This is a genomic window from Pseudonocardia sp. HH130630-07 (assembly GCF_001698125.1).
In the GTDB taxonomy this organism is placed as follows: Bacteria; Actinomycetota; Actinomycetes; order Mycobacteriales; family Pseudonocardiaceae; genus Pseudonocardia.
The window spans coordinates 1,392,627-1,415,635 of record NZ_CP013854.1 but is presented as its reverse complement, the minus strand read 5'-3'; the positions used below and the strand labels follow the sequence as shown (position 1 = coordinate 1,415,635).

Genomic DNA, 23,009 nt, shown 5'->3' with positions numbered 1-23,009 from the left:
ACCAACGAGGTTACCGGCGCAGGTGCGAGACTGCCCGCATGGTCGCCCCACCGGACGCCGCCGTCATCCCGCCGGTCACCGCCGCCGACGTGTACTCCGCCCGCGAGCTCCTGACCGGGGTGGTGCGCACCACCCCGGTCGTCGGGGCCAGGGCACTGTCCGCGCTCGCGGGTACCGATGTCCGCCTGAAGTGCGAGAACCTGCAGCGGACCGGCTCGTTCAAGATCCGCGGCGCCTACACCCGGATCGCCCGGCTGAGTGCCGGTGAGCGCGCCGCGGGCGTGATCGCCGCCTCTGCGGGCAATCATGCCCAGGGGGTCGCGCTCGCGGCCCGGTTGCTCGGGGTGCGAGCGACGGTCTTCATGCCGGAGCGTGCCGCGCTGCCCAAGGTCGACGCGACCCGCGGTTACGGGGCCGAGGTCGTCCTGGCCGGGGAGACGGTCGACGAGGCCGTCGGCCACGCGGTCGCGGCGGCGGAGCGGTCGGGTGCGGTGTTCGTGCACCCCTTCGACCACCCGGACATCATCGCGGGGCAGGGGACGGTCGGCTGCGAGATCCTCGAACAGGCACCCGAGGCCGGGACGGTGCTCGTCTCCGCGGGCGGCGGCGGACTGCTGGGCGGGATCGCCGCGGTGCTGCGAGAGCACCGGCCGGACACCCGGATCGTGGGGGTCCAGGCGGCGGGCGCGGCGGCGTGGCCGTCGTCGCTGGCGGCCGGGCGCCCGCTGCCGCTCGGTGGCATGCGGACGATGGCCGACGGCATCGCGGTGGGCCGCCCGGGGGACGTGACCTATCCGCAGGTGGCCGGCCTGATCGACGATCTCGTCACGGTCGGGGAGGACGCGCTGTCCGGCGCGCTGGTGCACTGCCTGGAACGGGCGAAGCTGGTCGTGGAACCGGCCGGGGCCGCTCCGGTCGCCGCGCTGATGGAGACGCCCGACCGCTTCCCGGGCCCGGTGGTCGCCGTGCTGTCCGGTGGCAACGTCGACCCGCTGGTGATGCTGCAGGTCATCCGGCACGGTCTGGTCGGCTCGTCGCGCTACCTGACCCTGCACGTGCAGATCCCGGACCGGCCCGGTGCGCTCGCGGAACTCCTGGCCCGGGTCGGGACGCTCGGCGGGAACGTGACCGACGTCGCGCACTCCCGGATCGGCGGCGCGCTCCCGGTGGGGGAGGTCGACGTCGAGCTGAGCCTGGAGACGCGCGGCCCGGAGCACCGGGACACGATCGTCGCGGCGCTGCGGGAGGCCGGGCACGCGGTGACCGCGCCGTCCTGACCCGCCACACGCGAGGGCGGACCCGGCCGATCGGCCGGGCCCGCCCTGGAACGTGTGGAGTCAGCTGGTGAAGGCCTCGATCTCGACGAGGCTGACCTTCATGCTCCCGCCGTCGGGCAGCTGGTACTCGCGGGTGTCGCCGGGCTTCGCGCCCAGCAGCGCCGCGCCCAGCGGGGAGTTCGGGGAGATCACCTGCAGGTCGCCGTGGCTGCCCTCCTCGCGGGAGCCGAGCAGCACCTTCTCGGTGTCGTCGTCGTCGTACTTGATGGTGAGGACGGTGCCCGGGGTCGCCTCGTCGGCGCTGCTCGGGGCGGTGCCGACCTGGGCGGTCCGCAGCAGCTCCTGGAGCTGGCGGATGCGGGCCTCCTGCTGGCCCTGCTCCTCACGGGCGGCGTGGTAGCCGCCGTTCTCCTTGAGGTCACCCTCCTCGCGCCGAGCGTTGATCTCGGCGGCGATGACGGGCCGGTTCTCGATCAACCCGTCCAGCTCGGACTTCAGCCGGTCGTAGGCGTCCTGGGTCAGCCAGGTGGCCTGGGTGTCCGTCACCGTCATCAACTCCTCCAGGAAAACAGGGCGTGGTGCCGCCGGACGCTCACGTCAGGCGGGGCACACGGGGGTGGCACTGGTCCAACGGCACGCCCCGAGTAAGGAAAAACACGACCCGCGGGCGGGCCGTGTGGAAATCAGCTTAGCACGGTGTGCACCGCTCGTCGCAGCCGTTCGATGAACGGACGACGGTGTGCCGGAGTTCCCGAGTGCGGCGTTTTCGCGGGTGAAAGGGCCTGCGGCAGGGTGTCGGAAGAGTAACGGAAGAACGCCGGAACCGTCCGTCGTGCTCCGGCGGGGCGTCGCGGGCGGGCGGGAACAGCGGGGCCCGCGACGGTGTTGGACCCCGCGTTGCAACCCGCTCGGAACGATTCCTGTCGGTGTCCTCTGCCAGGATCGTTCCCAGCACGATCTCGCCGCCCGCGCGCCCGGTGCGTGGGCCCCGAGCCCGGTGACCGTGGAGGAACACGACCCGATGAGCCACACCGAATCCGTACTCACTCCGGAAGAGCGTCCGCGGCTGATGACGGTGCACGCACACCCGGACGACGAGTCGTCCAAGGGCGCGGCCACCACGGCGCGGTACGCGGACGAGGGGCACGACGTCATGGTCGTGACCTGCACCGGCGGGGAGCGCGGCAGCATCCTCAACCCGGCCATGGACCGGCCGGACGTGCTGGAGAACATGACCGCCGTCCGCAACGCGGAGATGGCGCGTGCCGCGGAGATCCTCGGTGTGCAGCACGTGTGGCTCGGCTACGTCGACTCGGGGCTGCCCGAGGGGGACCCGAAGCCCCCGCTGCCCGAGGGCTGTTTCGCCACCGGCGACGTGGAGGAGCAGACCGAGGCGCTCGTCCGCGTGATCCGCTCGTTCCGTCCGCACGTCATCGTCACCTACGACGAGAACGGCGGGTACCCGCACCCCGACCACATCCGCACGCACGTGATCTCGATGGCGGCCTGGGAGGCCGCCGGGGACCCGGCCCGGTTCCCGGGTGCGGGGGCGCCGTGGCAGCCGTCGAAGCTGTACTACGGCCACGGCTTCTCGAAGGAGCGCCTGGAGGCCTTCCACCAGGCCATCCTCGAGACGGGTGAGGAGTCGCCGTACAGCGAGTGGCTGGCGAACTGGACGTCCGACCGGCCCGACCCGGGCACCCGGGTCACCACCAAGGTCCCCTGCGCGGACTGGTTCGGCCGCCGGGACGACGCGCTGCGCGCGCACGCCACGCAGATCGACCCGACCAGCCGGTTCTTCTTCACCCCGCTCGAGGTCCAGGCCCGGGTGTGGCCCACCGAGGACTACGAGCTGGTGCACTCCCTCGTCGAGACGACGACACCGGAGGACGACCTGTTCGCGGGGCTCGCCTTCGACCGCGGCGAGCGGGCCGACGCACAGCGGAAGGCCGGCTGATCCGGCGGTAACCTGTACCCGGGCCGTCCGGCGGCCCGGGTGTGCGGTCACGAGTTCGGAGGCGTTCGGCGGTGCTGATCTACCAGGCGACGGCGGTCGTGCAACAGGTGGCCACGGGTCTCCTGGTCCCGGCACAGGACCGCCCGCCGCCCGGGCAGCTCCCCGAGTGGGGCAACGCGGCTCCGGTGGGGCTCGCGATCGTCCTGGTGCTGCTGCTCGCCACCGTGCTGCTCGTCCGGAACATGAGCAAGCGGATCACCCGGCTCCCGGAGTCGTTCGAGGACTCCGGGCCGGCCGCCGCCGGTCCGGGTACCGGCGCGCCGGACGCCGCTGTGCCGGGCTCCGAGATGTCCGGAACCACGGTGCCGGAGTCCACGGTGCCGGGTTCCAGCGTGCCGGGTTCGTCAGTGCCGGGTTCCTCGGTGCCGGAGTCCACGGCGCCCGGTGCCGGCGCTGCCGGCACCGCTCCGGGCTCCGTGGCTGCGGACTCCGCGGCCCCCCGGACCGCTGCCCCGGGCGATGGCGCGGGTACGGGGAGCGGTTCCGCGCGCTCCTGACCTCTGCCCTCGGGTGACGGCACGCGTACCCGAGCCGACTCGGCGTTTCTGACGGCTGCCCGTCCGGTCGTCTCCCGCCGCGGGAGTCACGCACGTCTGCCTGTCCGTCCGTCCGGCGTCGCGGCGGGCGTCGTCCCGCCGGGCCGTGCCGTTCCGGGCGTGCTCGTGCCGGGTCGCCTCGGCCTGCGCCGGTCCGGGCCGTGCCCGTCACCCGGCGACCGGCAGCGCGGCGTGCCCGTCGGCCCGCTCCGCCCGACCGGCCTATGGCGAGTTCGTTGATTACGCTGTAATCATGTAATCAACCGACTCGGAGGTGCGTGATGATGATCGGACGAGGACGTGGCCGGGGTGGGCAGCAGGCCGACCCGCCCCCGGCGGACGACGCCGCGGCATGGTTCTCCGGCCGGCTGCCCGACGCCTGGTTCACCGGGGCGCCCGAGGTGACCGTCGACCGGGACGAGATCGTCGTCGTCGGGGAGCTCCCGCCGCTGGAGGAGACCCACGACGACACCGACGCCGGCCGGGCCGACGCGGCCGCGGCGGAGGCGGGGCGGATCTCCCGGTACCGGGAGGACACCCGCGAGCAGCGGATGGAGATCGCGCGGCAGGCCGAGGCGCGGTACGGCCGGAAGGTGGCGTGGGGTGTGCGCCTCGGTGGCACCCGGGAGATGTTCACGACGCTCTCGGTCCCGGTCATGACGCGGCTGCGCCAGCCCGAGCGTGCCGTGCTCGACACCCTGGTCGACGCCGGTGTCGCCCGTTCCCGGTCGGATGCACTGGCCTGGTCGGTGCGGCTGGTCGGCCGGCACGCCGACGACTGGCTGAGCGAACTCCGGTCCGCCCTCACCCGGGTCGAGGACCTGCGCTCCCAGGGCCCGGGCTGAGGCGCCGTCGTTCAGCGCAGCAGGACCAGCCAGATGGCGACGTGGTGGCAGGCCCAGGCGAGCACGGTCGCCGCGTGGAAGAACTCGTGGTAGCCGAACGTCGCAGGCCACGGGTCCGGACGGCGCAGCGCGTAGACGACGGCCCCCGCGGTGTAGAGCGCCCCACCGGCCAGCAGCAGGACGAGCGCCGCGACGCCACCGCCGTCGAGCAGGCCCGGCAGGACGAACACGGCCACCCAGCCCAGCGCGATGTAGATCGGGACGCCCACCCAGGCCGGCGCCGTCGGCCACGCCAGCTTCAGGGCGACGCCGGCGAGCGCACCGGCCCAGACCACGGTCAGCACCCAGGTCGCGGTCCCGGCCGGCAGTGCGAGCACCGAGACCGGGGTGTAGGTGCCCGCGATGAACAGGAAGATCATCGAGTGGTCGAGGCGCTTCATCAGGCGCCGGTGGGCCGGATCGGCCCAGGTGCGCCGGTGGTAGAGGGCGCTGACGCCGAACAGGCCGAAGGTGGTGGCGGTGTAGACGGCGGTCGCCGCGGCGGCGGGTGCGCCGACCAGGGCGGCGGCGAGGACGATCAGCGTCACGCAGGCGAACACGGAGCCGACCAGGCTCCAGAGGTGCAGCCATCCGCGCATCCGGGGCTTGACCGGCGCGGGATCGATGACGCTCGCCGTGGACATGACACGACGTTACGTCGTCCCGGGACCCGGGTGCGCGGAGGCGGACGAAGACCACAGGCACCGACCCGTTCGGTGCGGAACGTTCTCGGGCGGGGCACTAGGCTCCGTACGTGGCCGTTCGAGACCTGCTCTACACGGTGTACGAGCGCAGGATCCTGCGCCAGCTCGCCGGAGCGGAGAGTCCGAAGCACGTCGCCCTGATCCTCGACGGGAACCGTCGCTGGGCCCGGGAGGCCGGACTCGACGACCCGGCCGAGGGGCACCGTGCCGGTGGCGCGAAGATCGCCGAGATGCTCGGCTGGTGCTCCGAGGCCGGGGTCCAGGTGGTGACGGTGTTCCTGCTGTCCACCGACAACCTCGACACCCGCTCGCCGGACGAGCTCCGCGACCTGCTGGAGATCATCGGTGGTGTCGTTGACGACCTGTCCGGCCCGGAGTGCCCGTGGCGGCTGCGGGTGGTCGGTGCCATGGAGCTGCTGCCCAAGACGCTGGCGGACCGGCTGACGGCGGCCGTCGCACGTACCAGCGGCCGGGGCGGTCTGCAGCTGAACGTCGCCGTCGGCTACGGCGGGCGGCAGGAGATCGCGGACGCGGTCCGCAAGATGTTGCTGACCCAGGCCGAGGCCGGCCGGTCGATCGAGGAGATCGCCGAGACCCTCGACGTCGACCACATCGCCGCGCACCTCTACACGTCCGGCCAGCCGGACCCGGACCTCGTCATCCGGACGAGCGGGGAGCAGCGACTGTCGGGGTTCCTGCTCTGGCAGTCGGCGCACTCGGAGTTCTGGTTCTGCGAGGCCTACTGGCCGAAGTTCCGGCGCGTCGACTTTCTGCGAGCACTGCGCGATTTCGGCGCACGGCACCGACGTTACGGCGGCTGATCTGATTTCGACCGTAACCTTCGGGGCGCTCGCTCGTTAACGGCGTTTCCGAAGGTATCCGGAACAACGAAGAGGGCCCCGGGGGAGATCCCCCGGGGCCCTCTCGGTGTGCGCGAGGCGCAGGACTTACTTGTGGTCCTTGGCCTTCTGGCCGTCGGCGTCCTGCGACAGGTCGTCGCCGTTGTCCGAGGCGTTGGTGCAGTCAACGCTGTTGTCCGAGCCCGACTTGTGCGTGGCCTCGGTGTCCTCGGAGAACAGACCCAGGGCGCCACCGAGCAGGCTGTTGCCGTTGGCCGCCGGGCCACCGACGCAGGTCTGCGGCGAGACGTTGAGGTTGTTGCCCGAGATGTTCAGCAGGCCGTTGGCCGACTTGTCGGCGACGTTCTCGCCGTTGTGGCCCTTCTGCACGTCGTTGTAGCTGCCCGACGTCTTGTCGAGGTCGTACGAGGTCTTCGTCTCGTTGTAGCTGTTCTCCGCCTTCTCACCGGCGAACGCCAGCGGGCTCAGCGCGACGAGCGACGCGGCGCCAGCCGCAACCACGATTCCAGCCTTCTTCAGCACAGTCTGTCTCCTGTTGAGTCAGAGAGCTTGCACGGATCAGCCGCGCCACCCTCAGTACCTGTCGACGCTCGAACCGGGGAGCCCGCGTCGACTGAGCGTCAATCTAACGGAGGCCTACAGCCCCCGACAATCTGACCCTCCGTATTTTTTCTGCGGCCGCACCGATCCATTCGTGTACCTGCGGGAACGTCCCCGGAACGGGGGGCGACGCGAGGTGGCGTCCGGGCGTGTCGCCGTTGCGGGGCACGGCGCAACGCGGCTCGGTCGATCGGCGGTGGAGTGCCCGCCGCCCGGCTCCGGCCGGTGGGTGCGGTCCGCGCCGGAACCGGCGGCGCTCCCGGGCGCCGACGTGGTGGCCAGGGCCCGGATCCAGGGCGTCTGTCGAGCGATATCTGTTGGGGCACAACATCATTCGTCGCAACCAGGGCGATCGGCGGCGGCCCGCGGGGCACGGCCGGGGGCACCGGATCGACGCCCGTCCCGCCAGCCGCCGGTCCGGGTGCGGACCGCGCCGGTGCCGGACGGCGCACGGTCAACGACGGCTGCCCGACCGATGCCGCGTCCGGGCGGGCAGAGGTGTTGCCCTTCGCGACCGATGTTCGCTCGCCGCACGGATCTGCGGGGTCCGCACGTGTCCTGGACGGGTGCGGCTGCCGGTACGTGGTGCGGGCGCCACTGCTCGGTGCGGGAGGTGGTGCTCGGTGGGCGCCGCCACGGCCCACGGGATCCTCCGGTGCAGCCCGATCGGTGTCCCGCACCGTCCTCCGGCGCGCGGTGGCGCCGTTCCGGGACCGGTCCGACGGCGCTCGGACCGTCCGCGGTCCGCCCCCCGGCGCGCCCGGCTGGACGGCGGCACGGGTCGCGAGTGCGGCACGGGTCGCGAGTGCGGCACACCGGGCGGAGGTGCGCCGACCGGCCAGGGGCGCGCGGAGTCGTCGCGGGCCGCCACCGTGCGCCCCGGTGACCCGTCCCGCCGCACTTCGGCACGGATTCCCGCACACCCATCCCACGTGCGGCGTCCCGGCGGGCGAGACCGCCCGCGCTCACGAGACCGCTTCGCGCTCACCCGATTCCGTGAGCGTCTCCGTGATGCGTGAGCGTCCACGGGCCACGGGCCACGGGGCACGGGGCGAGTCGGTGCTGGTTCGCCGCTGCTGTCGCACTGCCGGGCGTGGGCGTGCCCCGCTGCGACGTGTCGCGCCCGGCGCGCCGGCGAGACACCGGGCTGGTGTGCGTCGTGGGTCCGGCAGCGGATGCGCGGGCGCGGCGCCTCGGGCGGGACTCGTCGCTCCGGTGCACGGACGGCTTCGCGGGGTCGGCCCGTAACTCCGGATCGGGCCCGGCCCGGCAGGGCGCCGGACGAGCCGGGACCGGTGCGCACGTCCCGGTGCCGTGGCCCGCTCGCGGTACGGGAACCCCACCGGACCGATCGGGCGCGGGCGCCGCCCGGAAGGGCGACCTCTCCGGAAGATGACTACGCTCAGTGCTCAAAATGGTGATACGGCGGCGGGCCGGACGATGCGGCGGAACTCGAACGGGTCCGAACGTCTCGAATCGGCTCCCGCCGCACACGATGCGTGGGCGACCGCAAACGCAAAAATGCCCCGGAGCGTGAGCTCCGGGGCATTTTCGGCGTTCAGGCGATGATCAGCCGATCGAGTCGCCGGCGCCGGCCTCCTGGCCGCAGGCGTCGGACTGGTCGGTGACCGAGTCGCCGGACTTGGCCTTGGCGTCGCCCAGGATGCCCAGGGCACCGGTGACACCGTTGAGGGCGGACGCGTCCTCGACCGGAACCTGCACACCCAGGACGTTGACCGGGATGTTGTTGTTGCAGGCCTGGACCGGCACGTTGACGTTGTTGCCGTTCAGGCCGGCGATGAGGCCCTTGGCGTCCTTGTCGATGGCGTTCTCGGCGCCGTGGTGGTGCCCACCCTTGTGGCCGTGGTCGTCACCCTTCTCGCCGGCGAAAGCGAGCGGGCTGACGGCAAGCAGGGACGCAGCCGACGCCGCAACCACGATTCCAGCCTTCTTCAGCACAGTTTTCTCCAGTTTAGTCTTTGAGCCCGTCGAGCGGGTCTCACGCCTGTCGACACGCTGACAAGTGGGGGAGCCCGTGTCGACTGAGGAAGAATCTATCGGTCCGAATCCACTCCCACAAATCCACCAACCCGATCGGGGGATCCTATTACTTTAGGTTCGGATACTCCCTCGATCGGTGAATTCCGGGAGCCGGGGACCCTGGTCGTACCCGGCGGTAGTGGTGACCGAGAGTGGTCGCCTACCTCCGAACGGACGCGTACCCGACGGCAGTGCACGTCGTTCCGGCCCGGCCCGCCTACGCTCCGGCCATGACCTCCGGACGGTTGCTGGCGGCGACGGCGGAGCTCGCCGTGCGGCTGGACCGGCTCCGTCCCGGGCTGCTCGACGGCCCCGTCCCGGACCGGGCGCTCGCCCGGCGGGTCGGGGCGGAACCCCTGGCGGACCCGCAGGACCTCGTCGCGGTGGCGACCCGGCTGGGCCGGGAGACGACCGGGTCCGGGCTCCCGCCGGCCCGGCGGCGCTACCTCGCCGCGCTGCAGGGCGCCCTGCTCCGGCAGGCCCGGACACTGGCCGGCGACCGGCCCGGCTACCTGGACGAGGTCCGGGAGACGTTCGGCGTCGTCCCGCGGCGGACCGGCACCGACGGGTACGCCGCCGTCCACGACCGGCTCCGCGAGCTGCTGCCCGGCCGCGGACCGCTGGCGGCGCGGATGCGCGCCTACCGGGAGGCCGACGTCGTCGCGCCCGACCGGCTCGGCCCGGCGGTGACGGCGGTGACGGCCGAGCTGCGCCGGCGGACCCGGGAGGTGATCGGACTGCCCCGCGACGAACACCTGGACGTGGAGATCGTCGGGGACCGTCCGTGGACGGCCTTCACCCGCTACCGGGGCGGGTTCCGCAGCCGGGTCGCCGTCTCCACCGCGGCCCGGGTCCGCGGTGGTGCGCTGCTGCCGCTCCTCGCGCACGAGACCTATCCGGGACACCACACCCAGTACTGCCGGGCCGAGGCGGCGGCGGACCGGGTGCCGGAACTGGGGCTGCGGCTCGTGCACAGTCCGCAGGGGGTGATCGCCGAGGGCGCGGCCGAGGCCGCGGTGTCGGTCGTCCCCGGTCCGGGCTGGGGGGCCGTGGCGCAGGAGGTGCTGGCCGGCGCGGGGGTCCGGATCGACGGGGAGCCGGCCGAGCGGATCGAGCGCGAACTGGACCTGCTCGGCCGGGTGCGTCAGGACGCCGCGCTGCTGCGCCACGTCGACGGTGCCGGTCCGGACGAGGTCGTCGCGTACCTGGGCCGGTGGTTGCTCGTGGGGGAGCACCGGGCGCGCCGGATGCTGGCGTTCCTCGACCATCCGCAGTGGCGCGGGTACCCGGTGACCTACGCCGAGGGTGCGCCACTGGTGCGCGACTGGCTGGCCGGTTATCCGCGCGGAGCGGTGACCGGGCTCGGCGTGCTGCTGGACGCGCCCGTGCTGCCCGCGGACCTCGTCACCGAGGGTGCCGGTGCGGAGCGCGGTCACGGGGATCCGGACCCGTCTCCGAGCGCGGAACTGCTCCGTTCGCCGTACTGACGTTCCGACGAATGGCGCGCAGCCGTTGGTGAACGCCGACCGCTCGCAACGGCGGACGGTAGCGACAGCACGATGAACGGCAGGTTACGACTCTTCCATCGGTGTTCTTCTCGACCGCTCACCGGAGAGTTGCTATTGACCGCACGAGGGTGACCACTAGTAGCGTTCGGTCTCGACGGGCCGTACCCGATGCGGCTCGTCCGGGAGGCCCTGAACGTGGTGTCGAACGCACCCGAGAGGGCCGGCACCCGGCCCTTGCGGGCGTGCCGGCCGGAGGACCGCCACGGTCCTCCGATGTCGTCGCGTCCCGCATCAGGACCGGCCGGCCCGACGCAGAGCAGGTGCGGTGCCGCGCCTGCGAGGGAGCACCCGTGACCGATCGTCGTCCCGCCCTCACCGACCCGTCCTCCTCCACGGGGACCGTCGGGGACGCTCCGGCAGGTACCACCCGCTGCTACGTGCTCGACACGTCCGTCCTGCTGTCCGACCCGTGGTCGTTGCTCCGCTTCGACGAGCACCAGGTCGTACTGCCGCTGGTCGTGATCTCCGAGCTGGAGGCGAAGCGTCACCACCCCGAACTCGGCTGGTTCGCCCGGACCGCGTTGCGTCAGCTCGACGAGATGCGGGTGCGCCACGGCAGGCTCGACGCCCCGATCCCGGTCGGGGAGAAGGGCGGGACCCTGCACGTCGAGCTGAACCACTCCGATCCGACGGTCCTCCCGGCCGGGTTCCGCACGGATTCCAACGACTCGCGGATCCTCGCGTGCGCGCTGAACCTGAAGGCCGATCCGGCGGCGCCGGACGAGGTCACGCTGGTCACCAAGGACATGCCGCTGCGGGTCAAGGCGGCCGCGGTCGGCCTGGACGCCGACGAGTACCACGGCCAGGACGTGCTGTTCTCCGGCTGGACGGGGATGACGGACCTGGAGGTCGCGCCGCAGGACGTCGACGCGCTGTTCCGCGACGGCGTCATCGACCACGACGCGGCGCGGGACCTGCCCTGCAACACCGGGTTGCGGCTGACCGGGGCGTCGAACGCGCTGGGCCGGGTGACCGCGGACAAGCGGATCAAGCTGGTCCGCGGCGACCGGGAGGTCTTCGGCCTGCACGGACGCTCGGCCGAGCAGCGGATCGCGCTCGACCTGCTGGGTGACAACGAGGTCGGGATCGTCTCGCTCGGCGGCCGGGCCGGCACCGGCAAGTCCGCGCTGGCGTTGTGCGCCGGGCTGGAGGCGGTGCTGGAACGCCGCCAGCACCGCAAGATCGTGGTGTTCCGGCCGCTCTACGCCGTCGGCGGGCAGGACCTCGGGTACCTGCCGGGCAGCGAGAGCGAGAAGATGCAGCCCTGGGCGCAGGCGGTCTTCGACACCCTGGGCGCCCTGGTCAGCCAGGACGTCATCGACGAGGTGATCGCCCGGGGCATGCTGGAGGTCCTGCCGCTGACCCACATTCGGGGCCGGTCGCTGCACGACACGTTCGTCATCGTCGACGAGGCGCAGTCACTGGAGCGCAACGTGCTGCTGACGGTGCTGTCCCGGCTGGGGACGGCGTCGCGCATCGTCCTGACCCACGACGTCGCGCAGCGCGACAACCTGCGGGTCGGGCGGCACGACGGCGTCAACGCGGTGATCGAGAAGCTGAAGGGGCACCCGTTGTTCGCGCACGTCACGCTGACCCGCAGCGAGCGGTCGCCGATCGCGGCCCTGGTCACCGAGATGCTGGAGGGCCCCTCCGCGTAGCCCGGGCTCGCCGGTGGCCCCGCACACCGCGGGGCCACCGGTGGGCGCTCAGCCGCCGTGCGGGGTGCCCTCGGTGAAGCCGGCCGTCGTCTGCACCCCGACCAGCGCGCGTTCGTGCAGCTCGGTGAGGGTGCGGGCGCCGGTGTAGGTGGCGGCAGACCGGACCCCGGAGCAGATCTCGTCGAGCAGGTCCTCGACCCCGGGACGCTCCGGGTCCAGGCGCTGCTTCGACGAGGAGATGCCCTCCTCGAACAGGGACTTGCGGGCCCGGTCGAAGGCGTTGTCGCCACGGGTCCGGGCGCCCACCGCGCGCTTGGACGCCATGCCGAACGACTCCTTGTAGGCGCGGCCCTGCTCGTCACGCAGCAGGTCGCCCGGCGACTCGTAGGTCCCGGCCAGCCAGGATCCGATCATCACCGAGGCCGCACCGGCCGCGGAGGGCGAGCGCGACGTCCCGGGGGTGGCGGACGCCGCCGTCCGCCCAGACCACGGCACCGCGTTCGTGCGCCGCGGCCGCGCACTCGGCGACCGCGGAGAACTGCGGGCGCCCGACGCCGGTCATCATCCGGGTCGTGCACATCGCGCCGGGCCCGACGCCGACCTTGACGATGTCGGCCCCCGCGTCCACCAGGTCCGCGACGCCGTCCGCCGTCACCACGTTGCCGGCGGCGATCGGCACGGCCGACCCGGACTCGGTCACCACCCGGCGGACCGCGGCGAGCGCGTCGAGCATCTTCTCCTGGTGCCCGTGTGCGGTGTCGACCACGAGGACGTCGACCCCGGCGTCGAGCAGGGCCTTCGCCTTCACCGCGACGTCACCGTTGATGCCGATCGCGGCGGCGGTGCGCAGGCGCCCGGCGGCGTCGAGCGCGGGGGAGTAGATCCCGGCCCGGATCGCGCCGAGCGGGGTGAGCAGGCCGGTCAACCGCCCGTGGGAGTCCAGGCCGAGTGCGACCCGGGCGCGGTGGGAGTCGAGCTGCTCGAACACCTCGCGCGGCGTGGTGTCCACCGGCAGCGTCAGCGGATCGGGATCGAGGACGTCGGAGAGCCGGGTGAACCGGTCCACCCCGGCGCAGCCGGCCTCGCTCACCGTGCCGACCGGGCGGCCGCCGTCGTCGACGACCACGACGGCGTCGTGCGCCCGCTTCGGCAGCAGGTTCAGCGCGTCCGCGACCGCGTCGGAGCCGGTGAGAACCAGCGGGGTGTCCCACACCGGGTGCCGGGACTTGAGCCAGGACACGATCCCGGCGACGGCGTCGGTGGCGACGTCCTGCGGCAGGACGGTCAGCCCGCCACGGCGGGCCAGCGTCTCGGCCATCCGGCGACCCGCGACGGCCGTCATGTTCGCCGCCACCACGGGGACCGTGGCACCGGTGCGGTCCGGGGTGGTGAGGTCGACGTCGAACCGGGAGGCGACCGGGGACCGGCGCGGGACGAGGAAGACGTCGTCGTAGGTGAGGTCGTGGTCCGGCGAGCGGTCGTCGAGGAAGCGCACGATGACGGGACTGTACCCGCTCGGGGCGTGATCGTGCTGCCGCCCAGGTCAGGGCAGCAGCGCGCGCACCGCGTCGAGGGTGTCGGCCTCCTCCGGCGTCTTGTCCGGGCGGTAGCGGAGCACCCGTGCGAAGCGCAGCGCGACCCCGCCCGGGTACCGGCTGCTGCGCTGCGCGCCGTCCACCGCGATCTCGACGACCAGCTCCGGGCGCAGGTGCACGACCCCCGGCTCCTCGGGACGCTCCGGATCGGCGTGCTGCGGGAAGGTCGCGGTCTGCCAGGCCAGCAGCTCGTCGGTCATGCCCTTGAACGTCTTGCCGATCATCACCGGGGCCCCGCCCTCGGGGTCGCGGGCACCGAGATGGATGTTGGACAGCGACCCGGTCCGCCGGCCGTACCCCCACTCGGCACCGAGGACCACGAGATCGAGGGTGTGCACCGGCTTCACCTTCTGCCAGGCCTTCCCGCGCCGACCCGCCGCGTACGGCGCGGCGAGATCCTTGACGACGACGCCCTCGTGGCCGATCCCGAGCGCCGTGTCGAGCACCGCTGCCGCCTCGGTCGCCGACGGCCGCCGCGCACCGGGCATCCGGACCGACGCGTGCCGGCCGGCGGCGAGCAGACCGGCGAGCACGTCGAGCCGGGTGGCGAGCGGCTCGTCGACGAGGTCGCGCCCGTCGAGGTGGAGCAGGTCGAAGAAGAACGGGCTGAGCAGCACCCCCGGGTCCTCGGTGTCGGAGCCGAAGCGGCTCATCGTGTCCTGGAACGGCCGGGGGCGGCCGTCGTCGTCGAGGGCGAGGGTCTCCCCGTCCAGCACCGCGGTCTCGCACGGCAGGTCCCGCGCCAGCTCGACCAGCTCCGGGACGCCGTCGGTGATCTCGCGCAGCGTGCGGGTCCACACCCGCACCTCGTCGCCCCGGCGGTGCACCTGGATCCGGGCGCCGTCGAGCTTGTGCTCGACCACGACGCCGGGGCCGAGCGCGGCGAGCGCCGCGTCGAGCGAGTCGCCGGGGGAGGCCAGCATCGGGCGCACCGGGCGCCCGACCTCCAGCCCGACACCGGCGAGCGCTTCCGCGCCGCCGCCGAGCGCGGTCGCCGCCGTCTCGGGCAGGCGCCCGGAGAGCATGAAGGCCCGGCGGACCGCGGCCTGGCCGGCCCCGGACGCGACGGCCACGGCGTCGACCATCAGGCCCTCCAGCGCCCCCTGCCGCAGCTCGCCGGTGAGCAGCCGGTGCAGGAACCGCTGCTCGTCGGCGGTGGCGGCGCCGTACAGCTCGGTGAGCAGGTCCCGCCGCCGCCCGGCCGAGCCCGCCCCGGCGGTGCCGGCCAGCTCGTCGAGCAGGGAGTCGACCCGGGCCACGTCGAGCCCCGGCTCCGCGGCGGCCGGTGCCCGCACCGCCGAGAGCGTCCGCCAGCCGGTGCCGATCCGGCCCTGCCGCGGCACCCCGGACAGCCAGGCGACCACCGGCACGACTTCGGCCGGCGCCGCGGCGCGCAGCAGCTCCGCCAGCGCGGTGGTCTTCTCCCCGCGGGCGCGGGTCGCACCCACCGCGGCGGAGGTGGCGACGACGTCGTGGAACAGCACGACGTCATGAAAGCAGCGGACCCCGACATCCCGCGCGCCGGCGAACCCTTGACGGTCGCGGCGTCGCACCGTTCACTGTCCACGACAGCGGAAGAAGCATTCCGTGATGCGAAATGAGGTCAGGAGCGCCGTGCCGAACTACTACCGCCCCGCCGGTGGCCTGCCGCCGCAGACGCAGCTGCTCACCGACCGCGCGATGTTCCGGACCGCGTACGCCGTCATCCCCCGCGGGACCAACTCCGACATCGTGACCAGCTCGCTCCCGTTCTGGGAGTCCACCCGGCTGTGGGTGCTGGCCCGGCCGCTGTCCGGGTTCGCCGAGACCTTCGCCCAGTACATGGTCGAGATCGCGCCGGGCGGCGGGAGCGACCGCCCGGAGAGCGATCCGCAGGCCCAGGCCGTGCTGTTCGTGACGGCGGGGACGCTGACCCTGCGCATCACCGGCGCCGAGCACCGGCTCACCGCCGGCGGCTACGCCTACCTGCCCCCGGGGCAGGAGTGGACGGTGCGCAACCCGGACGACACCGAGCCGGTGCACTTCCACTGGATCCGCAAGCGCTACGCCCGGATCGACGGCGTCGACGTGCCGGACGCGTTCGTCTCCAGCGACGCCGAGGTCGAGCCGGTCGCGATGCCGGGCACCGAGGGCCGCTGGAGCACCACCCGGTTCGTCGACCCGGCCGACCTGCGGCACGACATGCACGTCAACATCGTGACCTTCGAGCCCGGCGCCGCCATCCCGTTCGCCGAGACCCACGTGATGGAGCACGGGCTCTACATCCTGGAGGGCAAGGCGGTCTACCGGCTGAACGAGGACTGGGTCGAGGTGCAGGAGGGCGACTTCCTCTGGCTGCGCGCCTTCTGCCCGCAGGCCTGCTATGCGGGTGGCCCCGGCCGATTCCGGTACCTGCTCTACAAGGACGTCAACCGGCACGTGCCGCTGAGTCCGCCGCTGTAGCCGGCCGGTCCGCGGCCGGGCGCCGCGGACTGCCGGGCAGGATCGCCTGGCGCCACAGCTCGGCGACCGCCACCACCCCGCGGCAGGTCCCGTCCGGCGCGACGACGACGAGGTCGTCGTACCCGCGGGCGGGGTCGCCGGAGAGGCTCAGCTCCAGCGCCCGGGACAGCGGGGTCCGCTCGTCGACCGTGCGCGGCGGGTCGGCCAGCGACCGCACGGGCTTGTCCGCCCAGAGCGCGTGGCCGAACTTGCCGGTCAGGGCGAGCAGGAACCGGCTGCGGTCGAGGTAGCCGATCGGCCGGTGCATCCCGTCGAGCAGCACGATGCCCGCGGAGTCGGGCTGCTCGCGCAGGGCCTCCCTGGCGGTCTCCCCGGTCACGTCCGCCCCGACCGTCACGGCGGGGGTGGACAGCCCGCGCACCGGCGGACCGGCCGGGGCCCGCGGCGCCGGGGGCCCGGTGGGCGCCGGCGCCGCCGGGGCCGGGCCGCCACGCGGCGCGACCGGTGTCGCGCGCAGCAGGGACACCAGCTCGGGCATGGTGGCCGGGTCGGGTTCGGGCAGCGGACGGGCGCCGCCGAGCAGCGGGCCCTGGGCGAAGACGGCGCCGCACGCGTACAGCCCGGTGAGCCGGCCCGGATCGCGCACGCCGGTGACGGCGACCGGCACGCCCACCGAGCGCGCGACCTCCAGCACCGCGCGCACCGCGGCCCCGGTCCCGGTGTCGAGCAGCCCGTCGGCCAGGTCCGGTTCGAGCTTCACCACGTCCGGCCGGACGGCGGCCAGCACCTCGGGACCGAACCCGCGGGCGGCACCGTCCAGCCCGATCCGGAAGCCCCACCGGCGCAGCTCCGCCAGTGCGGGGACCAGGTGCTCGGGCGACACCGCCGCGGCGATCGGCGGACCGACCTCCAGCAGCGGCGCCACCGCGCCGCTGCCGTCGAGCAGGGACCGCAGCCGGTCCCTGGCGTACACCACGGTGTCCGCGGCGACGTCGACCTGGATCGGTACGACGCCGCCGCCGGACCGGGCGGAGACGACGGCGGACAGCGCCGTCCCCGCGTCCAGCTCGGCGATCTGGCGGAGGCCCCACCCACGGTCGCGTGCCTGCACCGCGACCGCCTCGTGCGCGTGCCGCGGCACGACCTCGACCCCGGCGAAGCGACCGCTGCGCAGGTCGTGCACCGGTTCGTAGGCGAAACGCTGGTCGGGCATGCGACGGGTCCATCCGGGGGCGCGATCGGAGAGTTGATCACACCGTGTCACATGAAGGGGGCCGTCCGGGTACCTGCAGGTGAACAGCGGATGGACTGACCGGCCGCGCCCGGACGGTGACCGACCGCTACGAGCGCTTCTCGCCGCGGGTCATCGCCAGCACGTCCAGCGCCCGGTCCAGCTGCTCCTCGGTGAGCGTCCCGTTCGCGACGTGCCCGCGCTCGATCACGACCTCGCGGATCGTCCGCCGCTCCTTCAGCGCCTGCTTCGCGATCGAGGCCGCCTCCTCGTACCCGATCGCCGAGTTCAGCGGGGTGACGATCGAGGGCGAGGACTCGGCGTACTCGCGGGTGCGCTCCAGGTCGGCCTCCATGCCGTCGACGACCTTGTCCGCCAGCAACCGGGAGGTGTTCGCGAGCAGCCGCGCGGACTCCAGCACGTTGCGCGCCATCACCGGCATCATCACGTTCAGCTCCAGGTTGCCCTGGCTGCCGGAGAACCCGACGCATGCGTCGTTGCCCATGACCTGCGCGCAGACCATCATCGTGGCCTCGCAGATCACCGGGTTGACCTTGCCCGGCATGATCGAGCTGCCCGGCTGCAGGTCCGGCAGGTGGATCTCGGCGAGCCCGGTGCGCGGGCCGGAGGACAGCCAGCGCAGGTCGTTCGCGATCTTGTAGAGGCTCACCGCGACGGTGCGGAGCGCGCCGGAGGCCTCGACCAGGCCGTCCCGGGAGCCCTGCGCCTCGATGTGGTCGGTCGCCTCGGCCAGCTGCTCGAGCCCGGTGGCCTCGCGCAGCTTCGCGACGACGGCGCCGCCGAACCCGTCCGGCGCGTTCAGCCCGGTCCCGACGGCCGTCCCGCCGATCGGCAGCACGGCCAGCCGGGGCAGCGCGTCCCGCACCCGGTCCGCGCCGTAGCCGGCCTGGCTGGCCCAGCCGCCGGCCTCCTGGCCCAGGGTGATCGGCACCGCGTCCATCAGGTGGGTGCGGCCGGCCTTCACGACCTCCGACCACTCCGCGGCGCGCCGCCGCAGTGCGGCCTCCAGGTGCTCCAGCGCCGGGACGACCTCGGTGGCCAGTGCCTCGGTGGCGGCCAGGTGGATGGTGGTCGGGAAGACGTCGTTCGACGACTGCGACGCGTTGACGTGGTCGTTCGGGTGGACCTCCACCCCGGCCGCCGCGGCCAGCGAGGCGATGACCTCGTTGGCGTTCATGTTCGAGGAGGTGCCCGAACCGGTCTGGAAGACGTCGACCGGGAAGTGCTCGTCGTGCGCACCGGCGGCCACCTCGTCGGCGGCGGCCGCGACGGCGGCGGCCCGGTCGGCGTCCAGCACGCCCAGCTCGCCGTTCACCCGGGCGGCGGCCGCCTTGACCAGGCCGAGCGCGCGGATCTGGGCGCGCTCCAGGCCCCGGCCGGAGATCGGGAAGTTCTCCACGGCCCGCTGGGTCTGGGCGCGCCACAGCGCGTCGGCGGGGACCCGGACCTCACCCATGGTGTCGTGCTCGATGCGGTAGTCGGCGCTCATACGCGCAGGTCTACTCCACCCCGGCGCCCCGTGCTGCGTTAGGTGAGGCTCACCTCATCACGGCAGCGGGGGAGCCTCGCCCTCGACACCGTCGAAGTCGACCGAGGAGAACTCGCGGAGCTTGGTGAGCCGGTGGTAGCCGTCGATCAGCCGGACGGTGCCGGACTTCGAGCGCATCACGATGGACTGGGTCGTGGCGCCGCCGCCGCGGTAGTGCACGCCGCGCAGCAGCGAGCCGTCGGTGATGCCGGTGGCGCAGAAGAACACGTTCTCGCCGCGGACCAGCTCCGCGGTGGTGAGGACGGTGTCGAGGTCGTGGCCGGCGTCGATCGCGCCGGCCCGCTCCTCGTCGTCCTTCGGCCAGAGCCGGCCCTGGATCTCGCCGCCCATGCACTTGAGCGCGGCCGCGGTGATGATCCCCTCCGGGGTGCCGCCGACGCCGTAGAGCATGTCGACGCCGGAGCTGGGACGGGCGGCGGCGATCGCGCCGGCCACGTCGCCGTCGGAGATGAAGGAGATGCGGGCTCCGGCCTCCCGGATCTCGGCCACGATCTGGTCGTGCCGGGGGCGGTCGAGCACGCAGACCGTGACGTCCGCGACGTCGATCTCCTTGGCCCGCGCCACCCGGCGGACGTTCTCCGCGACCGGGGCCGTGATGTCGATGGCGTCCGCGGCCTCCGGGCCGACCGCGATCTTCTCCATGTAGAAGACGGCCGACGGGTCGAACATGGCGCCCCGCTCGGCGACCGCGAGCACCGCCAGCGCGTTCGGCATGCCCTTGCTCATCAGCGTGGTGCCGTCGATTGGGTCGACGGCGACGTCGCAGAACGGGCCCTCGCCGTTCCCGACCTCCTCACCGTTGAACAGCATCGGCGCCTCGTCCTTCTCGCCCTCGCCGATGACGACCACGCCGCGCATCGACACCGACGAGATCAGCTGGCGCATGGCGTCGACGGCCGCCCCGTCGCCGCCGTTCTTGTCGCCCTTGCCGACCCAGCGGCCGGCCGCCATCGCGGCGGCCTCGGTGACCCGGACCAGCTCCATCGCCAGGTTGCGGTCGGGAGCCTCACGGCGACGGCTGGGCGACTGGGTGGGGTGGGTCACGGACGACTCCAATTCACGGGGCGTACAGCGGGGCCGGTCCGATCCTCGCACGTGAGAGCGTCGAAGAGGTGTGACGAGCGACCGACGCCATGCCTGGGGGACCATGTGCGGGTGAGCGCGCCATCGGATCCCGGCCCCGCCAAGGGCGACCCGTCTCCCCGTCCCGCACCCCGGGTGGGGCCGCGGGCGCTGCGCAAGCCGGAGCGCGGCGAGACGTCGGTCCGGGACCTGATCGGCGCCGTCCTCATCCTCATCCCGGTCGCCCTGCTCCTGTTCACCGTCGGCGGCTCGTGCTCGTTCGCGCCGACCGGCCCGGTCGAGGACCCGCAGTCCGGGCCGACGGTCGACGCCGGGGCCCGGCTCACCGAGTTCGCCCGCGGCTCCGCGTTCGCCCTGCGGGTGCCCGAGCCGGGTTTCCGGGCGAACTCCACGGACCGCGGCCCGGTCGAGGGTGGCGGCACCGCCGTCCGGATCGGGTACGTGACCCCGGGGGCGGACTACCTGAGCCTGGTCCAGACCGACGCGACGGCCGAGGCGATCCTGGCGACCGAGTCCGGCTCGGGCGGGCGCGGCGAGGGCCCGCCGCTGCGCCGGGGCACGATCGACGCCGGTGGTCTGACCTGGGAGGTCTACGAGTCCGACGGCGGCGAGCCGTTCCGGATCGCGACCCTGCCCGGTGCGCCGCAGGTGCGGGCGATGGTGACCGGGTCCGCCCCGGAGCAGGACTTCCGCACCCTGGCCGACGCGCTGGCCACGGCCCGGGTCGTGCCCGCCGGCGGCTGAGCGCGTAGCCGCTGACCCCGCGGTCAGTCGTCGCCGGACTCCGATCCGGCCTCGGCGAGCCGGTCCTCGATCCGGGTACGCGCACCGGCCAGCTGGTCGTCGCACCGGCGGGCCAGTGCCTCGCCCCGCTCCCACAGCGCGACCGACTCGTCCAGCCCGAGGCCCCCGACCTCCAGCGCCCGGACCACCTCCACGAGCTCGTCGCGGGCCCGTTCGTAGTCCAGGGTCTCGACGGCGGGTCGTTCGGTCATCCGGTCTCCTCCGCGGTGGGCGTGGTCGGGCCGCGATCGGGTGCGGCGGGCCCGGTGTCGTGGGTGCCGTCGGCGTCGTCGGTGGCTCCCGCGGCTCCCGTGCCGTCGGTGGCGGTGACCGTCGCGGCGACGGCCCCGTCGGCGACCCGGATCCGCAGCGTGGTGCCGGTCGGGGCGTCGGCCGCGGACCGCAGCAGCGGCGGGACGTCGTCACCGGTCCCGGAGAGCTGCACGATCGCGTACCCGCGGGCCAGCGTCGCGGTCGGTCCCAGCGCGGTGAGCCGGGCCGTCAGGTGCTCCAGCTCGGAGGTCGACCGGTCCAGCCGGCGCAGCACCGCCCGGTGCGCCGCCGACCGGGCGTCGGCGACCTCCCGTTCCCGGGCGGCGACGAGCAGCAGCGGATCCGCCAGCACCGGCCGGTGCCGCAGGTCCGACAGCCGGCGCTGCTCCCGGTCGACCCAGCCGTGCAGGGCGCGCCGGGCCCGGTCGCGCAGCCCGGCGATGCGCGCCGTCTCCTCGGCGAGGTCGGGCACCAGGCTGCGCCCGGCCGCGGTCGGGGTGGAGCAGCGGACGTCGGCGACGTGGTCGACCAGCGGGGTGTCGGGCTCGTGGCCGATCGCGGACACGACCGGGGTCCGGCACGCGGCCACCGCCCGGCACAGCGTCTCGTCGGAGAACGGGAGCAGGTCCTCCACGCTGCCGCCGCCGCGGGCGAGGACGACGACCTGCACGTCGGGGTCGCGGTCCAGGGCCCGCAGGGCACCGACGACCTGCTCGACGGCCTGCGTGCCCTGCACCGCGACGTTCTCGATCCGGAACCGGACGGCCGGCCAGCGGGCGGTGGCGTTCGTGACGACGTCGTGCTCGGCGGCCGAGTCCCGGCCGGTGACGAGGCCGATCGTGTGCGGGAGCAGCGGCGGCCGCCGTTTCAGGGCGGGATCGAAGAGCCCCTCGGCGGCGAGCAGGCGAGGCAGACGCTCGATCCGGGCCAGCAGCTCCCCGAGGCCGACGGCGCGGATCCGGTCCACGCGCAGGCTCAGGGTGCCCCGGCCCAGGTAGAACGACGGCTTGCCGTGCACGATCACCCGGCTGCCCTCGGTCACCGCGTCGCCGGCGTCGCGGACCAGCGCGGACGGGGCGGTGAGCTGCAGCGACACGTCGGCGGCCGGATCGCGCAGGGTGAGGAACGCGGTCCCGGACCGGGCGTTGACCTGCGCCAGCTGGCCCTCGACCCACACCGTCCCGAGGCGTTCGACCCACTCGCCGATCTTGCGGGCAACGGTCCGCACCGGCCACGGGCTCTCCGCCGTGTTGGCCCGGCCCGCGGCGCCGTCGGGGGCGGCCGGGGTGCTCACTTCTCCCGGGACAGCGTCGCGATCCGGTTCGTCAGCATCGTCACGTACGGCGGCCGGTTCTCGTGCGAGGTCTCCCAGGCAAGCAGATCGGACAGGTCGTCGATCCCGAGCGTGCGCAGCTTCCCGCGGAGCTGGGGGATGCTCAGCCCCGGGTACTCCGGGACGGCGTGCGGGCCGCCCGGCGCCGCCGGGCCACGGTCCGGTGCCGCCGGCGCCGGGCGGGCGGACCGGTCGATCGGGATCCCGGAGCGCGCCGGTCGCAGCGGCGACACGGCGCCGTTGCGCGATGCGGGGGCGGCGACCGGTTCCGGGTCGGGCAGCGCGGGCTCGGTGAGATCGTCGTCGAACGTCGCCCAGCTCGGCACGTCGTCCCCGGGTCGGAGCGCGCCGAGGGCCCGGTCGCCCTTGATGGCCAGCTCGGTGACCGTCTGCTGCAGGCGCATCGACACCTGCAGGGCCTGGCTGACCGCGGTCACCGGCAGCTCGACGGCGTGCCGGGGCAGTTCGCGGGCCTGCTCCACGGCCGTCACGACGAGGCCGGCGGCGATCCGCACGGGGAACGGCAGTGGCGACATGCAGCCCAGTGTCCCGCAG

Annotated in this window: 21 protein-coding genes and 1 pseudogene; 10 read left to right on the top strand and 12 right to left on the bottom strand. The window is 73.8% G+C overall.

Annotated features, from left to right (window positions below):
• Positions 1-38: 38 nt before the first annotated feature.
• A complete protein-coding gene (ilvA, locus tag AFB00_RS06700; protein ID WP_068796513.1) occupies positions 39-1,277 on the top strand; it encodes a threonine ammonia-lyase in 1,239 nt (412 codons plus the stop codon).
• 60 nt (positions 1,278-1,337) lie between these two features.
• Here ilvA and greA read toward each other — a convergent pair whose 3' ends face one another.
• On the bottom strand, positions 1,338-1,823 hold the full coding sequence (greA, locus tag AFB00_RS06695) for a transcription elongation factor GreA (RefSeq protein ID WP_068800065.1): 486 nt from the start codon (positions 1,821-1,823) through the stop codon (positions 1,338-1,340).
• A 523-nt stretch (positions 1,824-2,346) separates the two neighbouring features.
• On the opposite strand from greA, the gene mca reads away from it, so the two are divergent.
• The 3 genes from mca (at position 2,347) to AFB00_RS06680 (ending at position 4,675) form a co-directional block, all read left to right on the top strand.
• Positions 2,347-3,234, top strand: coding sequence for a mycothiol conjugate amidase Mca (gene mca / locus AFB00_RS06690; RefSeq protein WP_231974256.1), 888 nt, complete (start codon positions 2,347-2,349; stop codon positions 3,232-3,234).
• Positions 3,235-3,305: 71 nt separating this feature from the next.
• Positions 3,306-3,791: a hypothetical protein gene (locus AFB00_RS06685; RefSeq protein WP_068796512.1), complete on the top strand. Its 486-nt coding sequence runs from the start codon at positions 3,306-3,308 to the stop codon at positions 3,789-3,791.
• Between the two features lie 326 nt (positions 3,792-4,117).
• Positions 4,118-4,675: a hypothetical protein gene (locus tag AFB00_RS06680; RefSeq protein WP_068800063.1), complete on the top strand. Its 558-nt coding sequence runs from the start codon at positions 4,118-4,120 to the stop codon at positions 4,673-4,675.
• A gap of 11 nt (positions 4,676-4,686) precedes the next feature.
• Here AFB00_RS06680 and trhA read toward each other — a convergent pair whose 3' ends face one another.
• Complete coding sequence (trhA, locus tag AFB00_RS06675; protein WP_068796511.1) at positions 4,687-5,358, bottom strand: PAQR family membrane homeostasis protein TrhA; 672 nt, start codon at positions 5,356-5,358, stop codon at positions 4,687-4,689.
• 110 nt (positions 5,359-5,468) lie between these two features.
• Here trhA and AFB00_RS06670 point away from each other — a divergent pair, with 110 nt between their 5' ends.
• Positions 5,469-6,239, top strand: a complete 771-nt coding sequence (locus AFB00_RS06670) for an isoprenyl transferase (protein WP_068796510.1) — start codon at positions 5,469-5,471, stop codon at positions 6,237-6,239.
• A gap of 126 nt (positions 6,240-6,365) precedes the next feature.
• Here the strand turns inward: AFB00_RS06670 and AFB00_RS06665 are convergent, their stop codons facing one another.
• Positions 6,366-6,779: a hypothetical protein gene (locus AFB00_RS06665; RefSeq protein WP_068796509.1), complete on the bottom strand. Its 414-nt coding sequence runs from the start codon at positions 6,777-6,779 to the stop codon at positions 6,366-6,368.
• Between the two features lie 1,668 nt (positions 6,780-8,447).
• Positions 8,448-8,837: a hypothetical protein gene (locus AFB00_RS06660; protein WP_068796508.1), complete on the bottom strand. Its 390-nt coding sequence runs from the start codon at positions 8,835-8,837 to the stop codon at positions 8,448-8,450.
• A 311-nt stretch (positions 8,838-9,148) separates the two neighbouring features.
• Between AFB00_RS06660 and AFB00_RS06655 the strand changes: the two genes are divergently transcribed.
• Positions 9,149-10,405, top strand: coding sequence for a DUF885 domain-containing protein (locus tag AFB00_RS06655; RefSeq protein WP_156819417.1), 1,257 nt, complete (start codon positions 9,149-9,151; stop codon positions 10,403-10,405).
• A 458-nt stretch (positions 10,406-10,863) separates the two neighbouring features.
• Positions 10,864-12,144 carry a PhoH family protein gene (locus AFB00_RS06650; protein WP_083275981.1) on the top strand — a complete coding sequence of 427 codons (1,281 nt, stop codon included), beginning with the start codon at positions 10,864-10,866 and terminating at the stop codon, positions 12,142-12,144.
• A gap of 48 nt (positions 12,145-12,192) precedes the next feature.
• Here AFB00_RS06650 and AFB00_RS06645 read toward each other — a convergent pair.
• Positions 12,193-13,639 (bottom strand): annotated as a pseudogene (locus AFB00_RS06645) (GuaB1 family IMP dehydrogenase-related protein).
• Positions 13,640-13,687: 48 nt separating this feature from the next.
• Complete coding sequence (locus tag AFB00_RS06640) at positions 13,688-15,223, bottom strand: ATP-dependent DNA ligase (protein WP_068796505.1); 1,536 nt, start codon at positions 15,221-15,223, stop codon at positions 13,688-13,690.
• On the opposite strand from AFB00_RS06640, the gene AFB00_RS35470 reads away from it, so the two are divergent.
• Both AFB00_RS35470 and AFB00_RS06635 read left to right on the top strand, forming a co-directional pair.
• A complete protein-coding gene (locus AFB00_RS35470) occupies positions 15,212-15,340 on the top strand; it encodes a hypothetical protein (RefSeq protein WP_257785250.1) in 129 nt (42 codons plus the stop codon). The genes AFB00_RS06640 and AFB00_RS35470 overlap by 12 nt on opposite strands.
• Before the next feature lie 13 nt (positions 15,341-15,353).
• Positions 15,354-16,181, top strand: coding sequence for a bifunctional allantoicase/(S)-ureidoglycine aminohydrolase (locus AFB00_RS06635; protein WP_442965847.1), 828 nt, complete (start codon positions 15,354-15,356; stop codon positions 16,179-16,181).
• On the opposite strand, the gene AFB00_RS06630 is transcribed toward AFB00_RS06635, so the two are convergent.
• The 3 genes from AFB00_RS06630 to glpX all read right to left on the bottom strand — a co-directional run bounded on the left by AFB00_RS06630 (position 16,147) and on the right by glpX (position 19,966).
• On the bottom strand, positions 16,147-17,394 hold the full coding sequence (locus tag AFB00_RS06630) for an EAL domain-containing protein (RefSeq protein WP_068796503.1): 1,248 nt from the start codon (positions 17,392-17,394) through the stop codon (positions 16,147-16,149). The genes AFB00_RS06635 and AFB00_RS06630 overlap by 35 nt on opposite strands.
• 127 nt (positions 17,395-17,521) lie before the next feature.
• The gene (locus AFB00_RS06625) at positions 17,522-18,922 is read right to left on the bottom strand and encodes a class II fumarate hydratase (protein WP_068796502.1); all 1,401 of its coding nucleotides are present in this window, start codon (positions 18,920-18,922) and stop codon (positions 17,522-17,524) included.
• Positions 18,923-18,979: 57 nt separating this feature from the next.
• Positions 18,980-19,966: a class II fructose-bisphosphatase gene (glpX, locus tag AFB00_RS06620; protein WP_231974407.1), complete on the bottom strand. Its 987-nt coding sequence runs from the start codon at positions 19,964-19,966 to the stop codon at positions 18,980-18,982.
• A gap of 171 nt (positions 19,967-20,137) precedes the next feature.
• On the opposite strand from glpX, the gene AFB00_RS06615 reads away from it, so the two are divergent.
• Positions 20,138-20,809, top strand: coding sequence for a DUF4245 domain-containing protein (locus tag AFB00_RS06615; RefSeq protein ID WP_197519770.1), 672 nt, complete (start codon positions 20,138-20,140; stop codon positions 20,807-20,809).
• A gap of 23 nt (positions 20,810-20,832) precedes the next feature.
• Here AFB00_RS06615 and AFB00_RS06610 read toward each other — a convergent pair whose 3' ends face one another.
• Genes AFB00_RS06610 through AFB00_RS06600 form a run of 3 tightly spaced genes read right to left on the bottom strand, consistent with a single transcriptional unit; the run spans position 20,833 to position 22,990 of the window.
• Positions 20,833-21,060 carry an exodeoxyribonuclease VII small subunit gene (locus tag AFB00_RS06610; RefSeq protein WP_068796500.1) on the bottom strand — a complete coding sequence of 76 codons (228 nt, stop codon included), beginning with the start codon at positions 21,058-21,060 and terminating at the stop codon, positions 20,833-20,835.
• The gene (gene xseA / locus AFB00_RS06605) at positions 21,057-22,415 is read right to left on the bottom strand and encodes an exodeoxyribonuclease VII large subunit (protein WP_231974255.1); all 1,359 of its coding nucleotides are present in this window, start codon (positions 22,413-22,415) and stop codon (positions 21,057-21,059) included. The genes AFB00_RS06610 and xseA overlap by 4 nt, the downstream gene beginning before the upstream one ends.
• Positions 22,412-22,990, bottom strand: coding sequence for a lipid droplet-associated protein (locus AFB00_RS06600; protein ID WP_068796499.1), 579 nt, complete (start codon positions 22,988-22,990; stop codon positions 22,412-22,414). Before AFB00_RS06600 ends, xseA begins: the two co-directional genes overlap by 4 nt.
• Between the last annotated feature and the right edge of the window lie 19 nt (positions 22,991-23,009).

What these genes read in the sequence shown, in the direction of transcription:
- AFB00_RS06600 (WP_068796499.1), bottom strand. Translation starts at nt 22,990, where the DNA reads ATGTCGCCACTGCCGTTCCCCGTGCGGATCGCCGCCGGCCTCGTCGTG.
- AFB00_RS06630 (WP_068796503.1), bottom strand. Translation starts at nt 17,394, where the DNA reads ATGCCCGACCAGCGTTTCGCCTACGAACCGGTGCACGACCTGCGCAGC.
- AFB00_RS06655 (WP_156819417.1), top strand. Translation starts at nt 9,149, where the DNA reads ATGACCTCCGGACGGTTGCTGGCGGCGACGGCGGAGCTCGCCGTGCGG.
- AFB00_RS06610 (WP_068796500.1), bottom strand. Translation starts at nt 21,060, where the DNA reads ATGACCGAACGACCCGCCGTCGAGACCCTGGACTACGAACGGGCCCGC.
- trhA (WP_068796511.1), bottom strand. Translation starts at nt 5,358, where the DNA reads ATGTCCACGGCGAGCGTCATCGATCCCGCGCCGGTCAAGCCCCGGATG.
- mca (WP_231974256.1), top strand. Translation starts at nt 2,347, where the DNA reads ATGACGGTGCACGCACACCCGGACGACGAGTCGTCCAAGGGCGCGGCC.
- ilvA (WP_068796513.1), top strand. Translation starts at nt 39, where the DNA reads ATGGTCGCCCCACCGGACGCCGCCGTCATCCCGCCGGTCACCGCCGCC.
- AFB00_RS06625 (WP_068796502.1), bottom strand. Translation starts at nt 18,922, where the DNA reads ATGAGCGCCGACTACCGCATCGAGCACGACACCATGGGTGAGGTCCGG.
- glpX (WP_231974407.1), bottom strand. Translation starts at nt 19,966, where the DNA reads ATGGAGCTGGTCCGGGTCACCGAGGCCGCCGCGATGGCGGCCGGCCGC.